Annotated in this window: 13 protein-coding genes and 1 pseudogene; all 14 read right to left on the bottom strand. The window is 42.8% G+C overall.

Features of this window, described 5'->3' with window-relative positions; all coding sequences use genetic code 11:
• Positions 1-127: 127 nt before the first annotated feature.
• The gene (locus AB5542_RS05810) at positions 128-1,777 is read right to left on the bottom strand and encodes a metallopeptidase TldD-related protein (protein ID WP_279040746.1); all 1,650 of its coding nucleotides are present in this window, start codon (positions 1,775-1,777) and stop codon (positions 128-130) included.
• 87 nt (positions 1,778-1,864) lie between these two features.
• Complete coding sequence (locus AB5542_RS05805) at positions 1,865-3,565, bottom strand: TldD/PmbA family protein (protein WP_270594440.1); 1,701 nt, start codon at positions 3,563-3,565, stop codon at positions 1,865-1,867.
• Between the two features lie 242 nt (positions 3,566-3,807).
• Positions 3,808-4,911, bottom strand: coding sequence for a TlpA disulfide reductase family protein (locus AB5542_RS05800; protein ID WP_279040744.1), 1,104 nt, complete (start codon positions 4,909-4,911; stop codon positions 3,808-3,810).
• Positions 4,912-4,930: 19 nt separating this feature from the next.
• Positions 4,931-6,463 (bottom strand): PKD-like family lipoprotein, encoded by a 1,533-nt coding sequence (locus AB5542_RS05795; RefSeq protein WP_279040742.1) that lies wholly within the window; start codon positions 6,461-6,463, stop codon positions 4,931-4,933.
• A gap of 12 nt (positions 6,464-6,475) precedes the next feature.
• On the bottom strand, positions 6,476-7,240 hold the full coding sequence (locus AB5542_RS05790) for a DUF4843 domain-containing protein (protein ID WP_368243013.1): 765 nt from the start codon (positions 7,238-7,240) through the stop codon (positions 6,476-6,478).
• Between the two features lie 12 nt (positions 7,241-7,252).
• A complete protein-coding gene (locus tag AB5542_RS05785; protein ID WP_279040739.1) occupies positions 7,253-8,692 on the bottom strand; it encodes a RagB/SusD family nutrient uptake outer membrane protein in 1,440 nt (479 codons plus the stop codon).
• Between the two features lie 12 nt (positions 8,693-8,704).
• Positions 8,705-12,001, bottom strand: a complete 3,297-nt coding sequence (locus AB5542_RS05780) for a SusC/RagA family TonB-linked outer membrane protein (RefSeq protein WP_279040737.1) — start codon at positions 11,999-12,001, stop codon at positions 8,705-8,707.
• Between the two features lie 165 nt (positions 12,002-12,166).
• Complete coding sequence (locus tag AB5542_RS05775) at positions 12,167-13,339, bottom strand: FecR family protein (RefSeq protein ID WP_279040735.1); 1,173 nt, start codon at positions 13,337-13,339, stop codon at positions 12,167-12,169.
• Positions 13,340-13,441: 102 nt separating this feature from the next.
• Positions 13,442-13,996, bottom strand: coding sequence for an RNA polymerase sigma-70 factor (locus AB5542_RS05770; protein WP_279040734.1), 555 nt, complete (start codon positions 13,994-13,996; stop codon positions 13,442-13,444).
• Between the two features lie 170 nt (positions 13,997-14,166).
• Positions 14,167-16,476: a Gldg family protein gene (locus AB5542_RS05765; RefSeq protein WP_279040733.1), complete on the bottom strand. Its 2,310-nt coding sequence runs from the start codon at positions 16,474-16,476 to the stop codon at positions 14,167-14,169.
• Positions 16,477-16,506: 30 nt separating this feature from the next.
• A complete protein-coding gene (locus AB5542_RS05760; RefSeq protein ID WP_279040731.1) occupies positions 16,507-17,445 on the bottom strand; it encodes an ABC transporter ATP-binding protein in 939 nt (312 codons plus the stop codon).
• Positions 17,446-17,597: 152 nt separating this feature from the next.
• Entirely contained in the window at positions 17,598-18,476 is an 879-nt protein-coding gene (locus AB5542_RS05755; RefSeq protein ID WP_279040730.1) for a hypothetical protein, read from the bottom strand.
• A 28-nt stretch (positions 18,477-18,504) separates the two neighbouring features.
• The gene (locus AB5542_RS05750) at positions 18,505-19,944 is read right to left on the bottom strand and encodes a RagB/SusD family nutrient uptake outer membrane protein (RefSeq protein ID WP_279040729.1); all 1,440 of its coding nucleotides are present in this window, start codon (positions 19,942-19,944) and stop codon (positions 18,505-18,507) included.
• Positions 19,945-19,971: 27 nt separating this feature from the next.
• A pseudogene (locus AB5542_RS05745) lies at positions 19,972-21,515 on the bottom strand (SusC/RagA family TonB-linked outer membrane protein); the annotation flags it as partial.

The raw sequence follows: 21,515 nt of genomic DNA, 5'->3' as shown, positions 1-21,515 counted from the left end.
CTAGGGCAAAAATACAAATTTATTCCAAACAAACTAAAATGTATTCTCTAAAATAGACGAAATAAAGAAAAACCCTTGATCCATCTCTGAATCAAGGGCCCCTGTGTTCTAATATCTAAAAATAATCTTACCGTTGTAACGGGAAAGTCAATACTTGCTCTTTGTCTTTCTTCACGTCTGATTTATTAATCTCGATGTTCTCAACCAAGATTGAAGACGGATAAATTAAAGAAGACAATAATTGACCATTTAAAATGTAGTTACTTACATTTTCCTTGCTGGAAATATTCAACATACGTTTCAGGTTTATCAATGTCAATCCACTCACATCACCGAAACGGACTTGAGTTTCCTTACCATCCAAATCTACCCGATAGATACGAGAAGCTTTACCCGCTAAACTCCGCACGATATAAGCATATTTCAAACCTTCTTCTTTAGCAGCTTTAATCAATGCGCTCTTCATCTTTTCCGGTTTCGTTCCTTTCTCTACTTCAATATGAATGGTACCCGGAGCCGTGGAAAACATTCCATTTCTACTGGACAACAAGAAACGAGAACTACCCGTTGACTGTGGAGCATACAAAGTCGGGGTACACCCATTCAACATACTTTTGAAAATACCATTTTCAACCAATGTCATCTCTTTGGCAGGCACGATACCTTCAGCATCAATATTATAAGCTCCTAACAAAGGAACTCCATTATACTTATCCAAAGAGCTATAATTCTTGATTGACACTCGATTGTCCACAATTTTCATTCCCAAACGAGCATCCAATGTTTTCACCGGTTGAGCCCGGTCAGTATCGGGTTTACGATAAGCGAAGAGAGCTCCTCGTTTCAAGAAGTTACTTATAAAAACAGATGAACAAGCACCATCCTCAAGCAACACCGGACCTGCATAATATTCTGTAATTGCAGGCGCATTCTTCAACTTGATCAAGTTATCGGCAAAAGCCTTAACCCCTTTCTTTAATTCATCCAAAGAAGGCAAATCATCCGGACGAGCAACAAGCACGGAATATGCATCATCAATCCGAACGCCATCTTCTGTCATCACGTAAGCAGAGGCAACCAAGCTTGCATAACGCAACGGTTCTTTCAACACGACCCCATCCGTGGTAGACTTGTACACTTCCATTTCCTGACCGGTAATAGCCACAGATGAATCATAAATATCCTTATAGTCCTTGAAAATAGCAGATAATTCTTCTACAATATTCTCTAATTTTACTCTATCAATCGTGTAAGCATTTTTCGGTTCCTCGATTCGAGTAACAGCATCCACCTTCTGTTGATCCTTCACGGCAACTTCTTCGGCAGTCTTCGGGTTCGCCTTCAAATAAGCGTCCTTCATCGCTCCTGCCTGCAATGACCATTTATACATGGCATCTGATCCTAGCCAGAAATTTCTCCGGATTACATCATAATCAGCCTGTTCCGGCATCCCAGCCTGAACAGAAGCACATACATAATTAATATCATTATTATGATCGTAATCTCCCAAAAACATCTGCACCCCACCAACGGCACTCCAAGGGGACTCGTAAAAATTAGTAACACCACCTAATGCCCCCACGACCTCAAACTGATGTGTACGCCCCAAAGTGTAAGACAAGTAATATGGTTTCTGCATACCCGGCAACATCAATTGCTCCTTACTACGTTGCATCTCATCCTGCATTGCCTTAAAGATCACCTGATCCTGCTCATTCTGTGCGGATAATGATCCTGCCAACAGGAAAAACAATATAATCGATAATATATATTTCATTTTTATTCTAAATTTAAAATTTACGACCGAAGAACTCCAAGCCTCAATGATTTCGATCTATTCATTTTCAGTTTTCAATTCTCCATTTCATTTGTTCTGCGGAGCCGGTAAGATCGGGGGTAAATCTCTTGACTTCTGTCTACGTTGAGTCTCGATCTTATTTACCAGAATCATTGGGGAACTAGCCGTTACAGGCACCCAACCGGATTCCGCACCACACTCTCCCGTGAACACGCTGGGAGCATCACCTCCACATACAATATTAGAGAACATGGATAAGGGGGTTCCAATCAAATCCACCCCGCGAACCAACTGGTCCGGACGTCCGTCTACATAGATTCGATACACTTCCAAGGGAGTCACGTTAAATGAATTCAAACTACCACCTTCCCCGGTCAACGTGAAACCACTGGTTACTTCTTTAAAATAGTACCCGTATTCTTTTCCTTGTTTTTTAGCCTCTTCAATCAACATGGAACGCAATTCAGCCTCCGTGTGAGGTGCTGTTGTCTCCACCACCAAATTAGATTGACGAGATACAGGATCACCACCTCCGGCAGTACGTCCATGCCCATTACTATGCGGGAATCCATCCAGCGGCACACGGCTCATCAAGAACTCTCTCAAAATACCATCTTTCACGACATCAACCCGGCGAGCTTTCACTCCCTGATCATCATACAAATAAAAACCATTCAGCTCTTCCCCAGCGTAACTACGTAAAGTCGGATCGCAATATACTTGGAAGTCTGCAGGCAAAACCAACTCTCCTACTTTCTTCTTAAAAGTTTCACCACCACCTTTCAAACGGTGACCTTCAATACGATGACCGAAAATCTCGTGGAAGAACACCCCACTAGCCGGACCGGACAAAATAGCGGGTCCCGTGTAAGGATCAACAACCGGAGCATCACGCAACACGGTCAATCTTTTTACCATATCCTTAGCGTCTGCAATCATCCGGTCATTAGACGGAAGGTCCTTCGGATCGTATGCAAAGTATGACATATTCAACGGTAACTCCATACCGTCTTCTGCCTTCATGGAAGCACTGATCATGATTCGTGCATATGTTCTATTCTGCACAACTTCAGTTCCTTCCGTATTTACAAAATAATTCCGAAGCACTCGGAACGTCAAACTAACATCACCCGATTGTAATAACGGATATGCTTTAAACACCGCAGAAACTTCATTCAAACGCTTTTCCCAAGCAGCTTGGTCAACCGTCAACTTCTCAGCAGGAAGAGGTGCCTCGTAATATTTCTCCACCGGAGCCGCAGAGAATGAAGGAGCTTTATCCTCATCAGCAACACTCACCTGACTTTGAGTTTTCGCTCTCTGGTAAGCCTCCACGGCAAAATCATAACGTTTCATTACTTCAGCCCAGATTGCCTGACGAGTTGCATCAGCACCTTTTTCATCATCCAATCCCAAATAAGCCACCCGTACATTACCACGTTGATCTGCCGGGGCACCCATTGCATTATATTTAAAATTATCTAAAATAGTATCTCCCACTCGAATTTGTGGAACCATTGAACGAGAATGTTGTTCCACTGACATCATCGTGGCCCCGAAAGAACTCGAAATATTCACCGTTCGATCATCCATCACCCTAAAGTTCATGTGATAGGGAGGATTCTCCTGTTTCTGCAACTCTTGCATATCAGCTGCCAACTCTTGTTTCAATAGTTGTAACAACTTATCCTGTTCCTGCGCATACGTTGTATGCACCGATAACAGCGAGAAGATACAACTAACAATAATCAATCCTAATTTTTTCATCTCTAATTGTTTTAATCATTTAATTTTTTGATCTCTGAAGATCACGCACTATTTCCATCAACAAAATTATAGTTCTCATTTTGTTATTCAAAATGAATCTACATTAATTCTTTGTTAATTCTTCCCTTTTCAGCTGTTAACTTTGTTAATTTAGTTTCTCTAGTTCATTTAAACAAGATGGGGTATTCGTTTTATACCCGAATACCCCATCTATCTATTAATAAATTAAATAACTCGCTATCCTACAAATATTTCGCCAATAATTCATCCAACTCTTTTCCTCTTAAACCTTCCCCTATAATCTTATTATTACCATCCAACACAAAAATATGAGGAATTCCAGAAATGCGGTAATCTTTTGCGACAGGTCCACTCGACCCGTTAAAATCACAGGCCTGTATCCACTCCAAACCATCCGCTTCCACCGCCTCTTTCCATGCCTTCTCGTTCGTATCCATAGAAATACCGATCATCAGCAAATTCTTATCTTTATACTTTTTGTATATCTCCACCAGATGTGGATTCTCTTTCCGGCAAGGTCCACACCAAGATGCCCAAAAATCCAAAATCTTCACCGATCCACGTGTACCATATAAACGGAGGGTATCCCCCTGCATAGTCCGAATTTTAAAATCATGAGCAGTAGCACCGACCTTCACCTCTCCCAACTTATCGTATCTAGCCGCAATTAACAATCCTTCTGGTGTTTTTTTCATTGTTTCGCTCAACATATCGAACTTGGGCTTTAATTGCTCGTAATTCAAATGTTGATACCGATAAAACACTAGCGACAACCCTAAAATATTATCTCGATTTTCCTGTATAAATCTATTTTCTTCTTGGTTATACAACTCACTCATCACTTGCAACGAGGCCATTTCATGCATTTTTTCCATAATATTATGCTCACTCTCAGCCTTGTAATAACGTGCCAATACAGAATCAAGATCTTGATAAATTTCTATTTCCTTCTGGTCCAGAAGCGATTTCCGATCTTGTAATACACTGCCCCGTGCAACAAAATTCCGGACATTAGATAAATCATCAGCTTTAATATCAACTCTCAAAATCGTATCTTGAAGCAATAACGGAATTCTTCCTTTCCCGTCTTTTACAACCAAGAAACTGATTTTCGGCTCTGACAAATTCCCCTTCATTTCAAATTTACCATTCACGGGGACGACATGTTGAATAGTATCCAATTTACCATTCTCATTAATTGTCGTCAAATACACATCGGGATTTCCCCAAGCTACACTTCCTTTAATTACATACTCTTTCACATTTGTAGTACATCCACTCAACATGAAACTACAAAATGCCACTAACATCATCCATTTTCTCATAATCAAATTATTTACTTATTTATTTTCCACGTTCACGATATACTATATCCACGATTTTTCCCAACTCCGTGTATTCCTTTTTCTTCTCTAACGGAGCCATTAAACCCGGGACATCATATATGCGCATAACGCCACATTTACTTTCCTCTTTATCGTTAATATAACTACCTACAACTAATTGATTCTCCCTTGCTTTTTCCCAAGGCTGATAAGCAATCCAACCAACCATTTTATTAATTTTCAAGGCTGTAATGGTCTCACCCGGGAAAGATAATATTTGCTTGGCCGGAGTTTCAGGAGCTTCCATATCAAACTGATAAACTGCATTCTCTGTTGAATAAAACAGGTACCGGTAAATTGAATGAAAAGCTATATGCATGATTTTATCCTTATTCGGACGATTCAGTTTCATGTAAAATTGTCGGTAATTATTACCGGACACCTCGACCTTAATTCCATACACGTACATTTCTCCATCACTTGGATCTTCCAAAACAGCAAAAGTATAACTATCTTTTGTCCAGTTCATATACACCATATCCCTACCCGTTTCCGCCGAGAAGTCAACCGTTCCACCTGCAAAAGTGAGCGGATGGGGTATATTCTTCTCATCATCATCAAGCTCCATGAAACGTTTGTTCGTCTCATCATAAATAATCACGGAAGCCTCGCTTCCCGAATATCGATGTCCGAAATATGGGGCAACATCAAACCGCTTACCATCGGAAGTATAATTTATCGGAAACCCATAAATAGAACCGACAAGATAGAGATCACGCACGTACAGATTTTTATCACGAGTAACAAGTAAATCCAAACTATTGTTCCGCTGAATAGCAACCTCTGTAGCCAAACCGTGTACAACATCCGGTGCATCACCAAAAGCCCATTTGACATTATTATCTTCTCCCACGTGAGCGTCTTCTGCATCAATATTGAACGTCCCGTTTTCTGTAAAGACATAGCGATTACTACCTCTTAAAAAATAAGCAGAAAAAATCGCATAAGGTTTTCCCAATTTTAACTCATTATCCGCCCAGACATTCCGGGATATCCTGTCCTCCTTTTCCGTTAGATTCATAACCCAATCCAATCTTGCTTCCCCGTTCTCTTCACATAAGATCATCCATCCCTCGCTTACAGCAGTTCTTAAACGAACAAAAAAATCAACCTTTTTCTGTAGTCCCAAGATCGTATCCGTCACAACAAAAAAACAGTTATAATCTCCGGCACTAAAGGCCGGAACGTATGCCAAATTTTTCTCTCTTGAAATCGTATAATCTATCGGATTATCTTGCTCATCCATTGTCGGAGCATTTAGTTTCGTGAACTTCCACGCATACGTGTAAGGCTCCTCCCCATTTGTGTACCGGGTTGAAGTAATCTTTACCGGAATTTTCAGTGTATCCGAATAAGCAAACAATTCATACCAACGATCTGTAGCGATACCCTCAATCGTCACTTCCCCAAGATCCGCATAATCATAATTTCCTTTGTCGTCAAAACAGGATACCGACAATAGTACTCCTAATATTATCAACCATTTTTTCATAATCTCATCATTTTAATAAATCGAATCTTCCCCCATTTCCATTGGCTCTCCATCTTCATCCAAGGTCGGATGTTCCTGTAACCACAAGTGAACTTTACGCCCGACGAATTTTAAAAATGCCTCTGTAAGAGCCCCGTCTATTCCATTAATATCCCCCTGAAGTTTTGCCCGCTCAATACCACCCACATCACAAATCAAAAGTCCCTTTGTCACGGACCATTTTCCAAAAATAGGGACACCAATTCGATACCACCACCAAGGTTCCGGAAATTTCTCATCCATATAAACCGTACAATGGTCATTAAGAGCAACGTTCGTACTATCTTCAGGATTCCAATAATACTTCATGTATTCGAATCCAAAATTTTCATTAGGAACTAATTGAACGGTAAACATCCTTCCTTGTTTTAACAATGTATCCGTACGTAGCAACTCGATATTGATATATGTATGATTAACCATAGCTGGCATCTCGTATTCCAGAGGGAAAGGAGTATAATCCACTCCCGGACAAGCGTGTAAGGAATCCGTCTCTTCAGAAATAACTTGAATATTGAATTTTCTCGGATAATCCTTTACCGCACCGAAAAGATTAACCTTCAACTGAATATCCATTTTCTTGATATCAGAATCTGTCGTGGACCACGTCACTTCATAATAACCGGCATAATTATCATCAAAATAAATTGAACTTTCACCCTCGTAAAGGTCTATCTCTTGCTTACAAGCAAACAATACCGACCCAAACAACATAAAAAATATCCATCGTCTCATCATGTCGTTCTATTTTTAATTGTACTTACTTTCACTTTCCGGAATCAACAACACGTAGTTCGCCGGTGTCATCGAAACAGTTGCATAAGGATCATACGCCGAAGAAATCTCGTCATAATTCTTCCGTTTATAAAAGAAAAACAACTGTCCTTCGCCCCAGAATTCCCGAATATATTCCAACTCAAGCGTATATTCGTAATAATACCATGGATAGCCTTGCAATGCACGTGCGTTCCGCACTTTATTCAGCCAAGCGATCCCTGCCTCCGCATCCTCTTCTCCCTCGCATTCGGCAGCAATATAGAAAGCTTCACTAACACGTAACATCGGGATCAATTGAGCATAGATAGAATCCGTCGAAGTAATCTGATACTTCATCAACTCTTTGTAGCTACCTCCTTCCAATTCAACATTTTTATCCAACCACATTTTGTAACGCAAATCACTTGTCTCCCCATCAAAAATTGAATTATCTACTACTTTTTGATCGGGGATCAACAATGCTCCTATTTTCAAATTATCCGAATCAAAACTCCCCGTATAGATGGTTTTACGGTTCACATTTTGCAACGCAAATACCAATTCCGTCGAAAACATACGGTCTAAATTCTCACTTGATGTTGATAAGGAAGCTGGATCAATCCATGGGAACAACCGTTCTTGAACTTCAATAACTTCTTTGGCCGCTTTCAAAGCTTCCTCCTTGTTATCAACGTAAAGATAAGCTCGTGCTAACAAAAGTTTCACGGCATAATAATTCATCCGTAAAGCCCTATATCCTAAAAAATTATTACCTGCATAAGGTTTTAACATTCCACTTGCTTCCATGGCGGGATCATAATCTTTCAATAACCCGGCAGCTTCCTCCAAATCCGCAATCACCTGTTCCATAAACTTCGATGCCGTTAATTTTGGTTTAGCGACCAATGCAAAAGACGCGTAATAAGGTATAGTCAACTCACTCTCGGAAGCCAAACTATAAACCGGTCCCCACAAACGGAATAAATCAAAATGCAGCAAGGCCCGCAATCCCAATGCCTCCCCTTTAACCAAACTATAATATTCGTCAGACAACACATCTCTACGAGTATCACAATTCTGTAAAATCAAATTCAAATTCGAAATCAGAGAATAAGCCGTTGACCAAATACCACTCACCCTACTTTTCACTTCATCAGAAGCATAATGAAAATCCATCGCTTCTTTATTGTATTTCGCATTTTTATCAATGGCATAACGTTGCGCCAGCACCTCAACAAAATCCCAAGTCAACGCCCTGCCGTACAAGTTCGTCTTATTCAAATCAACATACACGCCATTCAAGGCTAATTCAAATCCGCGAGGCGTTGAAAAAGTTGCCTCTTCAGAAATCCGGTCATTAGGCTTCACATCAAGCCAACTCTCGCACGAGCATAACAAGACAGGAACCACCAATGCTAATATATATTTTTTCATTTCAAGAAGCGATTATAGATTTATACTTAAAGAAAAAGAAACCGAACGTGCAAAAGGATAATCAATACCTCGTTCATCCTTTATGGAAGAGATCCTGCAAATCTGATTCATGTATGCACTGAATGTCATTCCAGATACACGCACCTTTTTTAACCACCGCTCGGGAAATTCATAACCGACACGTATCGACTCTAAAGAAATATAGTCGTTCTTCATAACGAATCGAGAGGAGATGGGGGTTGATTCGGTCAATGATATTCCTTTATATTTTGCCCGGTCGCCAACATTCTGCCAGCGATTATAAAGAGCCCTACGATCCTGATTATTTTGCAACGCCGTGGAAGAAATATTCTCTACTTTATTATACAAGGTCGAATTAAAAGCATCCCCACCAAAACTATAGCGCAACTGTACGCTACACGAGAAGCCCTTATAATAAAGAACATTACCAAACACGCCTTCTAACGTCGGGCGAGAATCCCCGACCTCAACTTCCTCGTCATAATCGTAATCATACGTGTAACTGCCATCCTTACGAATAAAAATCTCTCGCCCGGTTGCCGGGTCTATCCCTGCCGAACGCACAGACCAAAGAGCCGTTGTACTCCCCTTATCATAGTAACGCACCAAACTCTTGGACAAATTTTCACGATTCATCTGATCCAGATTTTTACCTATTTCATCATAGTATCCTTTTCCCCAACGGAAATTAAGACTTGTTGTCCAGTTAATCCGCTCTTCCGGTTTATATAAAAAAGCATAACGTACCGAACCGTTCACTCCTTTATCTATCTGCATTCCGACATTAGCAAGACGGCTGGTTGTACCGACCGATGACGGCAAGCCAATGGATGCCATTAGAGGATCTGTCTTTTTATGATAATAATCAAGAGTCAGATTAAACCGGTTATGAAACAACGTCATGTCAATTCCAATATTCTTGTCTATTGTCCGTTGCCAATCCATATCCGGGTCACCATAAGACTCGATAATCAATCCAGTCCCAAAATTATTTAACAACCAATTATTAAAAGAATACACCGTGATGGAAGTAAATGAACCGAAATTCTGATTCCCTGGATTCCCGATTGATCCCCTGATCTTCAATCGATCAATAAAAGGTAAGCTCTCTTTCATAAACTTTTCATTATGCACATTCCAAGCTAAACCGATAGCCCAAGTCGTTGAAAACCGCTTATTCACACCAAACACAGAAGTCCCGTCAGAACGTAAATTAGCATCTAACAGATAACGATTGTCATAAGAATATCCACCGTTAAAATAAAAATTAACACCCCGACTCTTACTTTCACTGTATGAGGGTGCGCCATCTTCCGGGTAAGCATTAATAAATCCCGGTGATGTAAAATTCCCTTCCGGGAAGCCATAGCCGGAAAAGCCCTTAGATGAAGAATTGGACTCATTTAAGGTTGCACCGATTGCGGCGTTAATCTGATGCTTATCCCCTAACACCTCACCGTAGGTCAAAGTTACATCACCATTATAACTTATACCATCCGAACGACTATTGGAATAAGAACCTTTCTTTAATTGATCCGCTTTATCAAAGCGGGTATCCGAAGGAGAGTAAAAAACCTCTGATTCGGAAGAAGTCTTGTCTAAACCAAATCGTGCCCGCATCTGTATTGAAGGCACAGGATCATACTCCAAGCTGAAACTATTCCGGACGCCCCATGAATTTCCTTTATTGTAGCTATTCTGCGAGGCATTCCACAACGGATTCGCCACCCATACTTCCGAATAAGACCGTTTCGCCAGATTATCGTAAGTTCTAGCCTCTAGCCATTTTTCCACACCTCCACCCGGAGTCTTTTTCTCATAATAAGGATTAGCCCTTGAATAAGCGGAGAATGCAACTATCGGATTTTCTGTTTTACCGTAATCAACGGTCAGTTTATTCATAAACTGGAACCCACCGTTACGATAAATCAAATCGAGATTAACACTTACGGTATTACGAATAGACTCCTTCATCACACCATCGACATTGGAGTAACTTACCCCTAATCCGTAACGCATTTGCTTATCTCCTCCTTCCACGTAAAGATTATGCCGATGGCTAAAAGCAACCCGCAAAGGTTCTGACATCCAATAAGTATCCACACCTCGTTTGACATTCTTCAATAAATCATTATAACGTTCTGTCAACTGCTCTTGCGCATCAGCTATATTCGTTTTAAAATTTCCCGCACGCCTCTCAAATTCAAGCTTTTCAGTCGCATTCATTAAATTGTAATCCGAAAGATCAGCAAACGAAATATCATAATTTCCATTATAAGAAAGACGTAACCTACCGACTCCCGGTGATTTGGTTTCAACAACGACCACCCCATTAGCCGCTTTTGCACCATAAATAGCCGTGGAAGCCGCATCTTTCAAAATTGTCACGCTCGCCACCCGATCCATACTCAAATCCATGATGGTCTGCAACGTCGTCTCAAAACCATCTAAAATAAACAATGGCTGATTCGGATCTTGTCCAAACTCTTCTTTAAAACCAACAATACTACTCTTCCCCCGAATCTCAATATCAGGCAAACGGTTAGGATCCGAACCATATTGATTATTCTCTATGATATTAAAAGCGGGATCCAACGTGCGCAAACTCTCCAAAATATTCCTATTCCCCGCCATCTTCAGTTCTTTAGTCGTGTAAGTCTCGGACGAACCCGTGAAACTCTCTTTCTTACGGGTATAAATTCCAGTCACGACCACATCCTCAAGCGTCTCGACATCTTCTTTCAACACCACGTTAATCGTATCCTTCCCCACGTACTCGATCTCCCGAGTCACCATACCGATGAAAGAAAAAAGCAAAGAAAACTTTTCCGGGGCATTCGGAATCGTAAGCTTGTAATTTCCCTCGGTATTTGTTACCGTCCCCAAACTAAATCCTTTTACCAAAACCGTTACCCCGGGAAGTGGCTCCTTTTTCTCGTCCATAACTTTCCCTTTCACGGTAATAGTTCTCATCTTTTTATCATCGTTAGTATCCAACCTCACCACAATCATATTCCCGTTAAACAGGTACGTCAGGCCAGTATTCTTAAAGACCGAAGTCAACACGTTCTCTACCGTCTCATCATTTACCTTCAAGGAAATACTTCCCACCTGTTTTACCTGTTCGATATTAAAAAGAAAATAAAGATTCGTCTGCCGTTGAATCTCGTCAAACAATGCTTGTACACCCACATCCTTCATATCCAAACTCACCCGCACCTGTTGTGCCAAGCTATTGGCTGACAAGGAAAGCGTAAAGCAACACGTCAGTAAAACAAATAACTTCATAACCATCAGAATTTTTCGCCACGGCCTTTTTAAAAGACGATGACATGATCGTTTTTTTTTCATACATTTGCATTTTAAGTTATTAATACTTCAACAAACCACTACGCCAAATAGTGTTTGTTGCATCTGATTAAAATACGGGAGGTACGCCAAATACCTTCCGTTTTATTTTGATACCACGACCGTTTTCCCTTGTATTGAAAATTGCACGCCAGTTGACAACGTAATTGCCTCCAAAATAATTTCGAAATTTTTATATCGTTCCATATAACCAGAAAAATGTAATTCTTTCACAGAAGGGATTTGATAAAAAATATCCACGTCATACCAGTTCGATAGAATCGTGAGGATATCCTCCAAACGCTGATTTTTAAACCGGAAAATACCATTCTTCCAATCCGTGTAAAGATTCACGTCCACCTCTTTGACCTCCACCTTCATACTCCCTTGTCTAAACTCAGCCATCTGTCCCGGTTCTATCATACTTTCCTCTCCTGATGCCAAGACTTTTACTCCCACACTTCCCTTGACCAAAACTGTTTGCACCCCTCCTTCCCGAAAAGAATTAATATTAAAAAATGTTCCATACACTTTCACTTCTATTCCCCCGACTTCTACCAAAAAAGGACGTTTGGGGTCTTCTGCCACCTCGAAATAAGCCTCTCCAGATAAAAACACCTTTCGTTCCTTCCTACTAAACACAACCGGATATTTTATCCTCGTCACAGAATTTAAATACACCAAAGACCCGTCAGACAAAGTTACTTTATACTCTCCCCCACGAGGAACCTCTAACTCGTTAAAACGTACAATCTCATCACTCTCCGGTATACCCTGAGCGTACACTAATCGATCTTTCCCCTTCGTTGCTCGTACCCTTTCATCAACGAGGATCTCCCCTTCTCCTTTTTCTTTTAACGCTACTCGTTGTCCATCATCCAATACCAACACGGCCTGCTGAGATCCCGGACGGATTTCTGCAGGAATTTGAACCACAACAGAAACTTCTTTTTCTAAAGACTTCCATTTCCATATTCCTCCGATCAAAAGGGGTAATAGCAACACGGCTGCATATTTCCACCAACGCCTTATACTTCGTCGGGAACCAATTTTTATTTGTTCCTCAAAGATGCGCAAAGCTTTTACGTCATCAATTTGCCGGTACACGAACCGTTCTTCCGAGAACAATTCTTCTCGACAAATCTGTTCAAGGAAACAACGATTCTTCTTGCTCGCGTCACACCACTCTTCCAATTCCCGTTGTTCTTCCCCAGTAATATCACCAACTAAATATAGTTGTATCAAACGAACTATCCTATCGCTATATTGATCCTTCATACAATCTATTTTGCAACATATACAACTATGCCACAAAAAAAGGGTATCCTATTTTCATTTATTTTTGGAAAACTTTTACCTAAATTGGTAACTTGCTAAAAATTAGATAATATTCAAAGCAACTAAAATGTAGAACAACTCACCTAACCATTCTCGTAAAAAATGCATTGCTTTCTTTTTCTGTGTCTTCACAGTTTCCACGGAAAGTTCCAACATTTGAGCAATTTCCTCGTTTTTCTTGCCCTGCAAATGCAACTCGAACACTTGACGACAACGCTCCGGCAATTCATCCACGGCCCGATGCAACGCCCGGTACATCTCTTCACGCATTAACCGATAATCTTCGTCCTCTTCATCCTGCTCCTGCAATAAAATCTCTGCATGTCGCCGTTCAACTTCTTGATGTTTTAAATAATTCAAGCAACGATTTTTGACCGAATCATACAAAAATGCCCGAAATCCATGATATGAATTATACTTTTTATCACTCTCCCATACAGCCATAAACACCTCTTGTACAATATCCTCTGCCTCTTCCTGCTGTTTCACGTAACGTATAGCAAATAGTACCAAGTAACGATAAAATGCGCCAAATAATTCCCGGAAAGCTGTTACTTGCTTTCTATTTATTTGTTCTATAAATTCTTCCGGTTGCATTCCTACTTTACGCCATTATATTATTTGCTCACATACCCAAGGCAAAGCTATGATTTTTCATTCAAAAAAAACACAAAATACATCACAAATTCAAAGAAACACAAAAATCCCCCAAAAGCCCTATAAAAACTTTTGGGGGTTCACACAACATCTTGACAATTCCGTACTACTTATTTCCGCTTTCTCCTCATCCACAACACCACACCCCAAATCAGCAATATAGCGGGTACGATTCCCATACACGCTGTCTTCAAATAAGGCATCGCTTTCCGGCTCAAATGTATCTTATTATCCGTTCCCATAGGGCGACGGACATCAATAGGCGCCTCTTCATCAGAGAGCCAATAGAACGTACCTGTAACCAAAGTATAATTGGCCGTCATCACCCGTAAATTCCTACGGATAGAAAACTCTTCATTACTGATACAATCCGCATCTCCAAGAATCATAATCCGCTGCTCACGATCGCCCACCTTCCGGGAAAGAGCCAGTGCCACCGGGTACATCGCCTCCACCTCTCCGGCCGCCGTATGAAGAATCACGCTATCATTCACGAAATCCCTCGTCTCCATCTCGTTCCAGCATCCGGTCGTATCTGTCCGTAAAATCTCCGTCACCTTAAATCCCCGATCTTCCGTGTAGGCCAATCCCGCAGCCCCGTTCATCACGATCTTCGCATTCCGGCCGATCAACATATCCTGAAAGAAATAAGACATCTCTCCCGCCTCCGGCGTGGCATTCACGATCATCAAATCCGGTTGAATATCCTGTTTCACCTGTACCAAAACCCCCGGCAAAAAACGAACCCCGAACTGCTCCACGAGAGGATTCATAACATCCTGTTTGCCCACCTCTCCGGCAATCACCAAGTTCCCTCCACTGGCAATATACCTATCTAACTTTTCCTGTTCCCCCGGCTCCAAAGGCTTTGTCAGATCGGCAATCACCACGATCTCAATATCATCCGGAATATCCGAACTTCCGGCAAGAGAAACATTCTCCACGTCAAACCCTTGATTAATCAAAGAATAACGGAAATTCTTCAATTGCGAAAAGAAAAGATAATCCTTCGCCCGGTCCGAATCAATCGAACGTTCTCCATGCCCCGTCAGGAATCCGACTTTCGGTAATTTCATGGTAAACCGTTTAAACGTCACGGCCATCTCCGCCTCGCTGGGGAACTTCATCATGTCATCGAACAGACGCAGGAAAGCCTTCTGCCCGTTCTCCCGTTCCACGATCCGTACAAAACGATTCCCCTCGTCCGACAAATCCACCTTCTTCTTCAACTCTTCGGGTGCCATGAACATCTTGAAATTCAAATCACGCATATCCGCCAACTGCTCCGCCTTCTCCTTTGTCGTCGTATTCGGGAATCGCACGTCCAGCCAAGGATTATTAGAAACCGAATCGTAATAATACACGTACTTCATCTTGATCTCCGGCTTAAACCGCAAATACTGCTTAAACCTCTCCAAATCCGAATTTACCATATTGGGCATCCCGATATAATAATCCCGATCCAGGAAATTGACATACGTGGTAATCGTCATCCCTCCTTCCAACTTACCCATGACCTCCTGACTATTAGGCGTCAAGGTATTCCGTTTCGTCTCCGTCGCGTCATAGTAGCACATCATCACGGGACGAGACGTCACGAATCCCAACAACATCGCAACCACCACCACGCCAAGATACTTTCCCCAAACCATGGAAAAAGAAACCCGCTGCCTCGTGGACTGCAATTTCAAGATACTCAACAACAAGAACATGGAAATCACGATCACGAAATATAAAATATCTTCACTACACAACAAACCGCTGATCATCTCGTTCGTACGCCCGGAAAGACACAACCAATATGTGATGTCCCTGACAAACGCTATATCCTGCCACACCTGATTCATGTAATTCAGCACGGCCAGAATAATCAACGTCCCGATAGCCGCAACCACTTGATAGGAAGTCAGACACGAAACAAAAAGCCCGATAGCCGCGTAAGCACACAACAACAAATACAACCCCAGCAAACCGGACAACGCCTCGGCAAAAGCAAAGTTATCCACCACGCAAGCCGCGTAACCGATATACAAGATTAACGTTCCCAACAATACCAACCCGTAAGCCATCATCGCCAAGAACTTACCCATAATAATCTGGGACGACGTCACCGGAGAAGAATACAACAATTTGATCGATCCGCTACTAAACTCCCGGCTCATCAACCCCATGGTCAATAGAGGCATATAAAGGTATAAATACTGCTGCACCGTGTTATACATCCCGAACATACCCCCCAGCAAATTCGCTGTCAAAAATCCATTCCCGAACCCAATATCTTCCCGGTAAACGAAATCCGCCATCAACCCAGTGAACTTCAACCCGACTTGAACGGTAAAGGCCACAAGGATCAGCCAAGCTACCGGGGAATAAAACAAAGTAAACAACTCTGCTTTCGCTATTTTCAATATTCTTCTCATAATATATTTAATTTCTTTTTGACCAATATCTTATCGTTTCCCTTCTCCATTCGCCTTGCCGGATAATTTGGCAAACACCTCGTCCATGGAACTCTTCTCCACCACCAACTCTTCCAATCCCCAGCCTCGGTTCACGCTTTGCTCCGCCACCCGTCTCGCCGTCTCCCGGCATCCGTCATAACGCAAACGGAACCGGTGATCCGTAACCCTCTCCACGCTACTCACGCCCTCCCAGACAAGACTTCCCTCCACGGGAGGATTTGCCAACGTCACCATAATCGTGTTCGGCTGTATATAATTATCAAACTGATCCAACGTCCCCGAAAAGACCAGCTGTCCCTGTTCAATCATCTTAATTTCTTCACAAGTAGCCTGTACCTCTGAAAGAATATGCGTGGACAAAAGCACGGAACGCTCCTCGGCGATCTCTTTAATCAGATGCCGCACCTCCACGATCTGGTTCGGGTCCAGCCCATTCGTCGGCTCGTCCAACACCACGAACTTCGGGTTATGCACGATCGCCTGTGCGATTCCCACACGCTGTTGATACCCACCCGATAAATTCCGAACCAAGCGACTACTGAAATGAGTAATCCCACACCGAGCCTTCGCCTCGTCAACCGCCTTTTTCACATCCATCTTATCCACCATTCGCAAATCCGCACAATACGTGAGATACTCGTCCACGGTAAAATCCATATATAAAGGAGGCTTCTGGGGCAAAAAACCGATATTCCTTTTTGCCTCCACCGGGTTCTCCCGGAAATTGATACCGTCAATGTAAACTTCTCCCTGCGTTTGTTTCAACACCCCGCAAATAATATTCATCGTGGTGGACTTCCCGGCCCCGTTCGATCCCAGCAATCCCACAACCCCTCGCTGATCTATCTCGAAATTAATATCCCGGATAGCCCACTGCACATTGTAACGATGAGACAGATTTTCTACTCTTACAACTGATTTTTCCATACAATAATTTTATAATTCAAACATCTATTCCCTTAATGTAAAGACAACACGTCCCCCGTTTATAAAGTTTACAAGCTCCAAGAACCTCGTTTACAGGGTTCCCATCACTTGATAAACTTTACAAACTTTATGGACTTTATAAACTCTTGGTATTAGTAAGTCTTGTTACCTATCTTCGTCAGATCAATATTATACTCCTTCTTGAAATGATTCACCAGAATATCATACTTCTCCTTCACCAGAGGGTAAGTCAAATCACTGGCCCACTGGGTGGACGTCCGGCAAAGAATACTTGCCAAAAAATACGTCAAATCATCCGACTGCAACAACGTCTTCGTCTGCCAATTAACGTAAGTACACCATTCATTCCCGTATTGAGGATTCGCCACGAATCCCCGCTTACGAGCGTAATCATCGTCATTCGGATCAGCACTCGCTTTCGTTGAATAATCGCTGATCTTGTAAAACTCCTCCGGAATTGATATAACCTTCCGCACCTGCAACAAATCAAAAAACAGCGTTTGCACCGTGTTCTTCAACGCCAACTTCTCGGCAGCCGTCTTCTTCTTCGTGTCCGCATTCATATAACCGAAAGCCAACGAATTATCACCCGTTTTCACGCATTCCATCGGGCGATCCATATAGCTCAACACCTGATAAATCGTGTCTGCCATAAAAACCCGGTACGGCAAATTCTTTTTCAGGAACTCTTCCGGGTAAAACTGCAACCACACCTCATCCAACAAATCCAACATATCCCCCGCGTAAGCCGGATCACCCAATGCCAACTTATAACTAGTCGAATTAGCCACTTGATTCCAATTCAAATCCAACAAAGTAAAATCATACAAGAAATAAGAACCATACTTCTCGTACAAATCCACGATCCGATCATCTGCCTGCGGGGATTTCCCTTGAGGTAACACGTAATCCCGCTCAAGCGAAACATCCGGTCCCAATGCCGAGTCCTTGGCACACGAACAAAAGAGGACACTCCCGATAAATATTCCTATTATATATCTTTTTTTCATCATGAATTCTTTTAATCGTTCCTATACATCATTCTGCTTTACGCTCCGGGGTATTGGCCGAAGCATTCTGACTCAAAGCCGGATTGACTCCCAGTACAGCCTCTGGCAACGGCAACGTGTACATCGGATCCTTCGCCTTCAACACGAAAGTTTGCAAAGTCAGCCCTTCTCCCGGTAACCACGTATGCTTGATGGAAGGCATACCGTAACGGCGCAAATCCAACCAACGATGGCCCTCTCTAGCCAATTCCAAACGACGTTCCTTGCGAATCTCCTCCAACAACAACACGGGATCACTGATCGATACATCCGAATACCCCTCGATACGATTTCGACGCAACTCGTTCAAATCCTTCAATGCCTCCGTCACCTTATTATCCCACAACACGTAAGCCTCCGCCCGGTTCAAGTAAGCCTCCGAAAGACGTATCGCCTGTTTGGGAGCATCCCCAAGGTCCCCCGATGCAGAAGTCCCCGTCTTTTGAAGATAATAATGCCCCCGATTTTCATCATGCGAATAATAAAGGTCCATCCGCCGGTCGTTAGCACCATAACCTTCCTCCAACTCCTTTGCCATATTCAAGCCATTCTCAACATAAAAACCCATCCCCTCTCCACCATACATCCAAGTTACCTCCGGCGAAGAATACCTGACACAAGCAAAAGCACCATTCTTCTCAATCGCCGTCAAATCTGCCAACTTTCCACCCATCCGGATCGCTTCCGTGGCCGCTTCAACCGCCTCTTTCCATTTTCCCGTGTAAAGATACACCCGCGAAAGAAGTATCTCCACCGTCGGTCGGTTAATCCTGAAATCCGTGGTCACACGACTCTCCGCCCCGAACAAATCGGACGCTTTCGTCAAATCGTCCAAAATCCGCTCGTACACTCGTTCCACCGTTGCACGGGACACGCTGACCTCTTCCACCGATGAAGAAAGTTTCAAGGGAACACCTGCCGCCTGCGGGTTCTCTGTGTAAGGCTCGCCATAAAGATTCACCAACCAGAAATAAAACAACGCCCTCACCGACAAAGCCTCCGCCTTTATATGATTGATCTCTTGTTGAGTTCCGATAGCCTCGTCGATATAATCCAACACGGCATTGCACCCCTTGATCCGCTCGTACATCAAATAATAGGGCGTTGACGCCAGTTCCGGGCTCATTATCGAACCCTCGTACCTTTCTGCGTCACTCTGCCACGTGAAAACCGGAAAAACTCCTTTAACCAAATCGCTACCGGCCATACTATTTCTCAAATCCGTGTCAACATCATCATCCATATATCCGGTCAGAGCCAAGGGATGGGAATTAACGGGAGAAGGATAACCCGATCCCAACAACAATTCACGAAAATCTTTCGTCGTTTTAGGTATCACCTCATCCTGAGACTTGGAGTCCAAGAAATCGGAACAAGACGCTGTCAGGATTCCCAACGCACATATCATCAATAAAATTCTTTCTTTCATTTTCATATCGTTTATTGGTTTCACTCGTTAAAAGGTCACGTTCAAAGAAAGAGACGTTGTCCGCCGTGCAGGCCAATCCTTCGTCTCCGGGTCCAACCCCTTCCATGCCTTATCAAAAGCAATCATAAACGGGTTACTCATGCTCCAACTGATACTCGCGTACTTCAAGTGAAGAGCTTTTAAAATACTTTCACCCACGCTATACGTAAGCGATATTTGACGGCAACGGATCAAATCCGTGTCGGCCACCCGCAAATCCGACTGGCTGTACATGGCATAAGGAGTCATCGAACTCGTTCCCGATAACACCGGCAACGTAACATAGCCAAACGAACTCGCGCTGTTATAATTCGGTACTGCCGGGATATTCGTCTGATCTCCCGCCTTCCGCCAACGTTTCTTCAACTGGCGCGAAACATTCTCCTGCGGCCCCGGAACACCTTTCAACGTGCCGGTATACAACTCTGGCAAGCGATCTTGCCCGCCGAACTGCATCGCAAACTGCATAGTAAACGACAAGCGTTTATACCTCACCTGCGTGTTGAAACCTCCCGTGAAATCGGAATCAAAATTCCCGCTACGCACCAAAAACTCCGTGAAATCATTCGTTTTCTCAATATCCATGTTATAGAACAAAGGTTCACCATTCTCCTGGCTCAACTCCTTATACCGGAAAGAATAGAATGAATTATAAGACTTTCCATTCAAGACTGCCGAACCGTCCAAGAAATCTTCCAACTTGTTCACTCGTTCATTATCCGAAATCTCATTCGTCACTTTTCCCGTGTTCACGGAGAATGACCAAGTCCAATCTTGTGTGCGAACTGGAATAAAATTAACCGTCACCTCGTACCCCTTGTTATCCATTTCCGTTCCGAAAATTCTGGAATTCAACATCCCGTTCTCTCCCGGAACCTGCCGGGAAGCGATAACGTCACTCTTTTTCCCGTAAGCATTGAACACCACGTTCATCCGCCCCTTCAAAAAAGAAAGATCCACGCTGGCATTCCATGATTTCGTTTTCTCCCAACCCAGTTTCTCGTAGGGCAAATACTTTATATTCAAAGTGTACTGGTTATAGAATTGATTCAATCCCCCGTCACTCGCGATCAAGTAAGGAGACACCTCCTCCACCGAATTTCCTTGGTAACCGTAGGACCCGGATATATCCAAAGATTCCATCCAATTCCAGTTCCGGGCAAACGACTCGCTACCCACTCTCCACTTCGCCCCGATAGACCAAGTCGGTTCGAACCGATCATTCTTATCCTGACCGAAACGATTGGACGCATCCAAACGGGCATTAAAATTCACGACATACCGGTTATCAAAAGAATACACCGCCGTCAGGAACTCGCTGACATAATTATTCTCCCGGTTCGTCACGGATGACGCAGTCCGCATGGTATTCAAAAGAGGATTCTGTTGTGCCACGGCATTATACACCGTGGTATAGGTCGTCGGGACAGATGCGAAAGCCTCTCCCCGGTAACGCAAATAACCGTAACGTGTATTTCTCGAACCGGTCGCCGTGTTGGAAGAAACTTCAAATCCCACCTGTAACGTCACGC

It is taken from the genome of Butyricimonas sp. RTP31003st1_G1_RTP31003_210430, assembly GCF_040920905.1.
GTDB classification, from domain to species: domain Bacteria; phylum Bacteroidota; class Bacteroidia; order Bacteroidales; family Marinifilaceae; genus Butyricimonas; species Butyricimonas paravirosa.
The sequence above is the reverse complement of the archived record's forward strand: the minus strand, read 5'-3'. Positions and strand labels throughout refer to the sequence as shown.

Bases quoted from the DNA above. Each gene is read 5' to 3' on its own strand.
- AB5542_RS05810 (WP_279040746.1), bottom strand. From the start codon at position 1,777: ATGAAATATATATTATCGATTATATTGTTTTTCCTGTTGGCAGGATCA.
- AB5542_RS05805 (WP_270594440.1), bottom strand. From the start codon at position 3,565: ATGAAAAAATTAGGATTGATTATTGTTAGTTGTATCTTCTCGCTGTTA.
- AB5542_RS05800 (WP_279040744.1), bottom strand. From the start codon at position 4,911: ATGAGAAAATGGATGATGTTAGTGGCATTTTGTAGTTTCATGTTGAGT.
- AB5542_RS05795 (WP_279040742.1), bottom strand. From the start codon at position 6,463: ATGAAAAAATGGTTGATAATATTAGGAGTACTATTGTCGGTATCCTGT.
- AB5542_RS05790 (WP_368243013.1), bottom strand. From the start codon at position 7,240: ATGATGAGACGATGGATATTTTTTATGTTGTTTGGGTCGGTATTGTTT.
- AB5542_RS05785 (WP_279040739.1), bottom strand. From the start codon at position 8,692: ATGAAAAAATATATATTAGCATTGGTGGTTCCTGTCTTGTTATGCTCG.
- AB5542_RS05780 (WP_279040737.1), bottom strand. From the start codon at position 12,001: ATGAAGTTATTTGTTTTACTGACGTGTTGCTTTACGCTTTCCTTGTCA.
- AB5542_RS05775 (WP_279040735.1), bottom strand. From the start codon at position 13,339: ATGAAGGATCAATATAGCGATAGGATAGTTCGTTTGATACAACTATAT.
- AB5542_RS05770 (WP_279040734.1), bottom strand. From the start codon at position 13,996: ATGCAACCGGAAGAATTTATAGAACAAATAAATAGAAAGCAAGTAACA.
- AB5542_RS05765 (WP_279040733.1), bottom strand. From the start codon at position 16,476: ATGAGAAGAATATTGAAAATAGCGAAAGCAGAGTTGTTTACTTTGTTT.
- AB5542_RS05760 (WP_279040731.1), bottom strand. From the start codon at position 17,445: ATGGAAAAATCAGTTGTAAGAGTAGAAAATCTGTCTCATCGTTACAAT.
- AB5542_RS05755 (WP_279040730.1), bottom strand. From the start codon at position 18,476: ATGAAAAAAAGATATATAATAGGAATATTTATCGGGAGTGTCCTCTTT.
- AB5542_RS05750 (WP_279040729.1), bottom strand. From the start codon at position 19,944: ATGAAAGAAAGAATTTTATTGATGATATGTGCGTTGGGAATCCTGACA.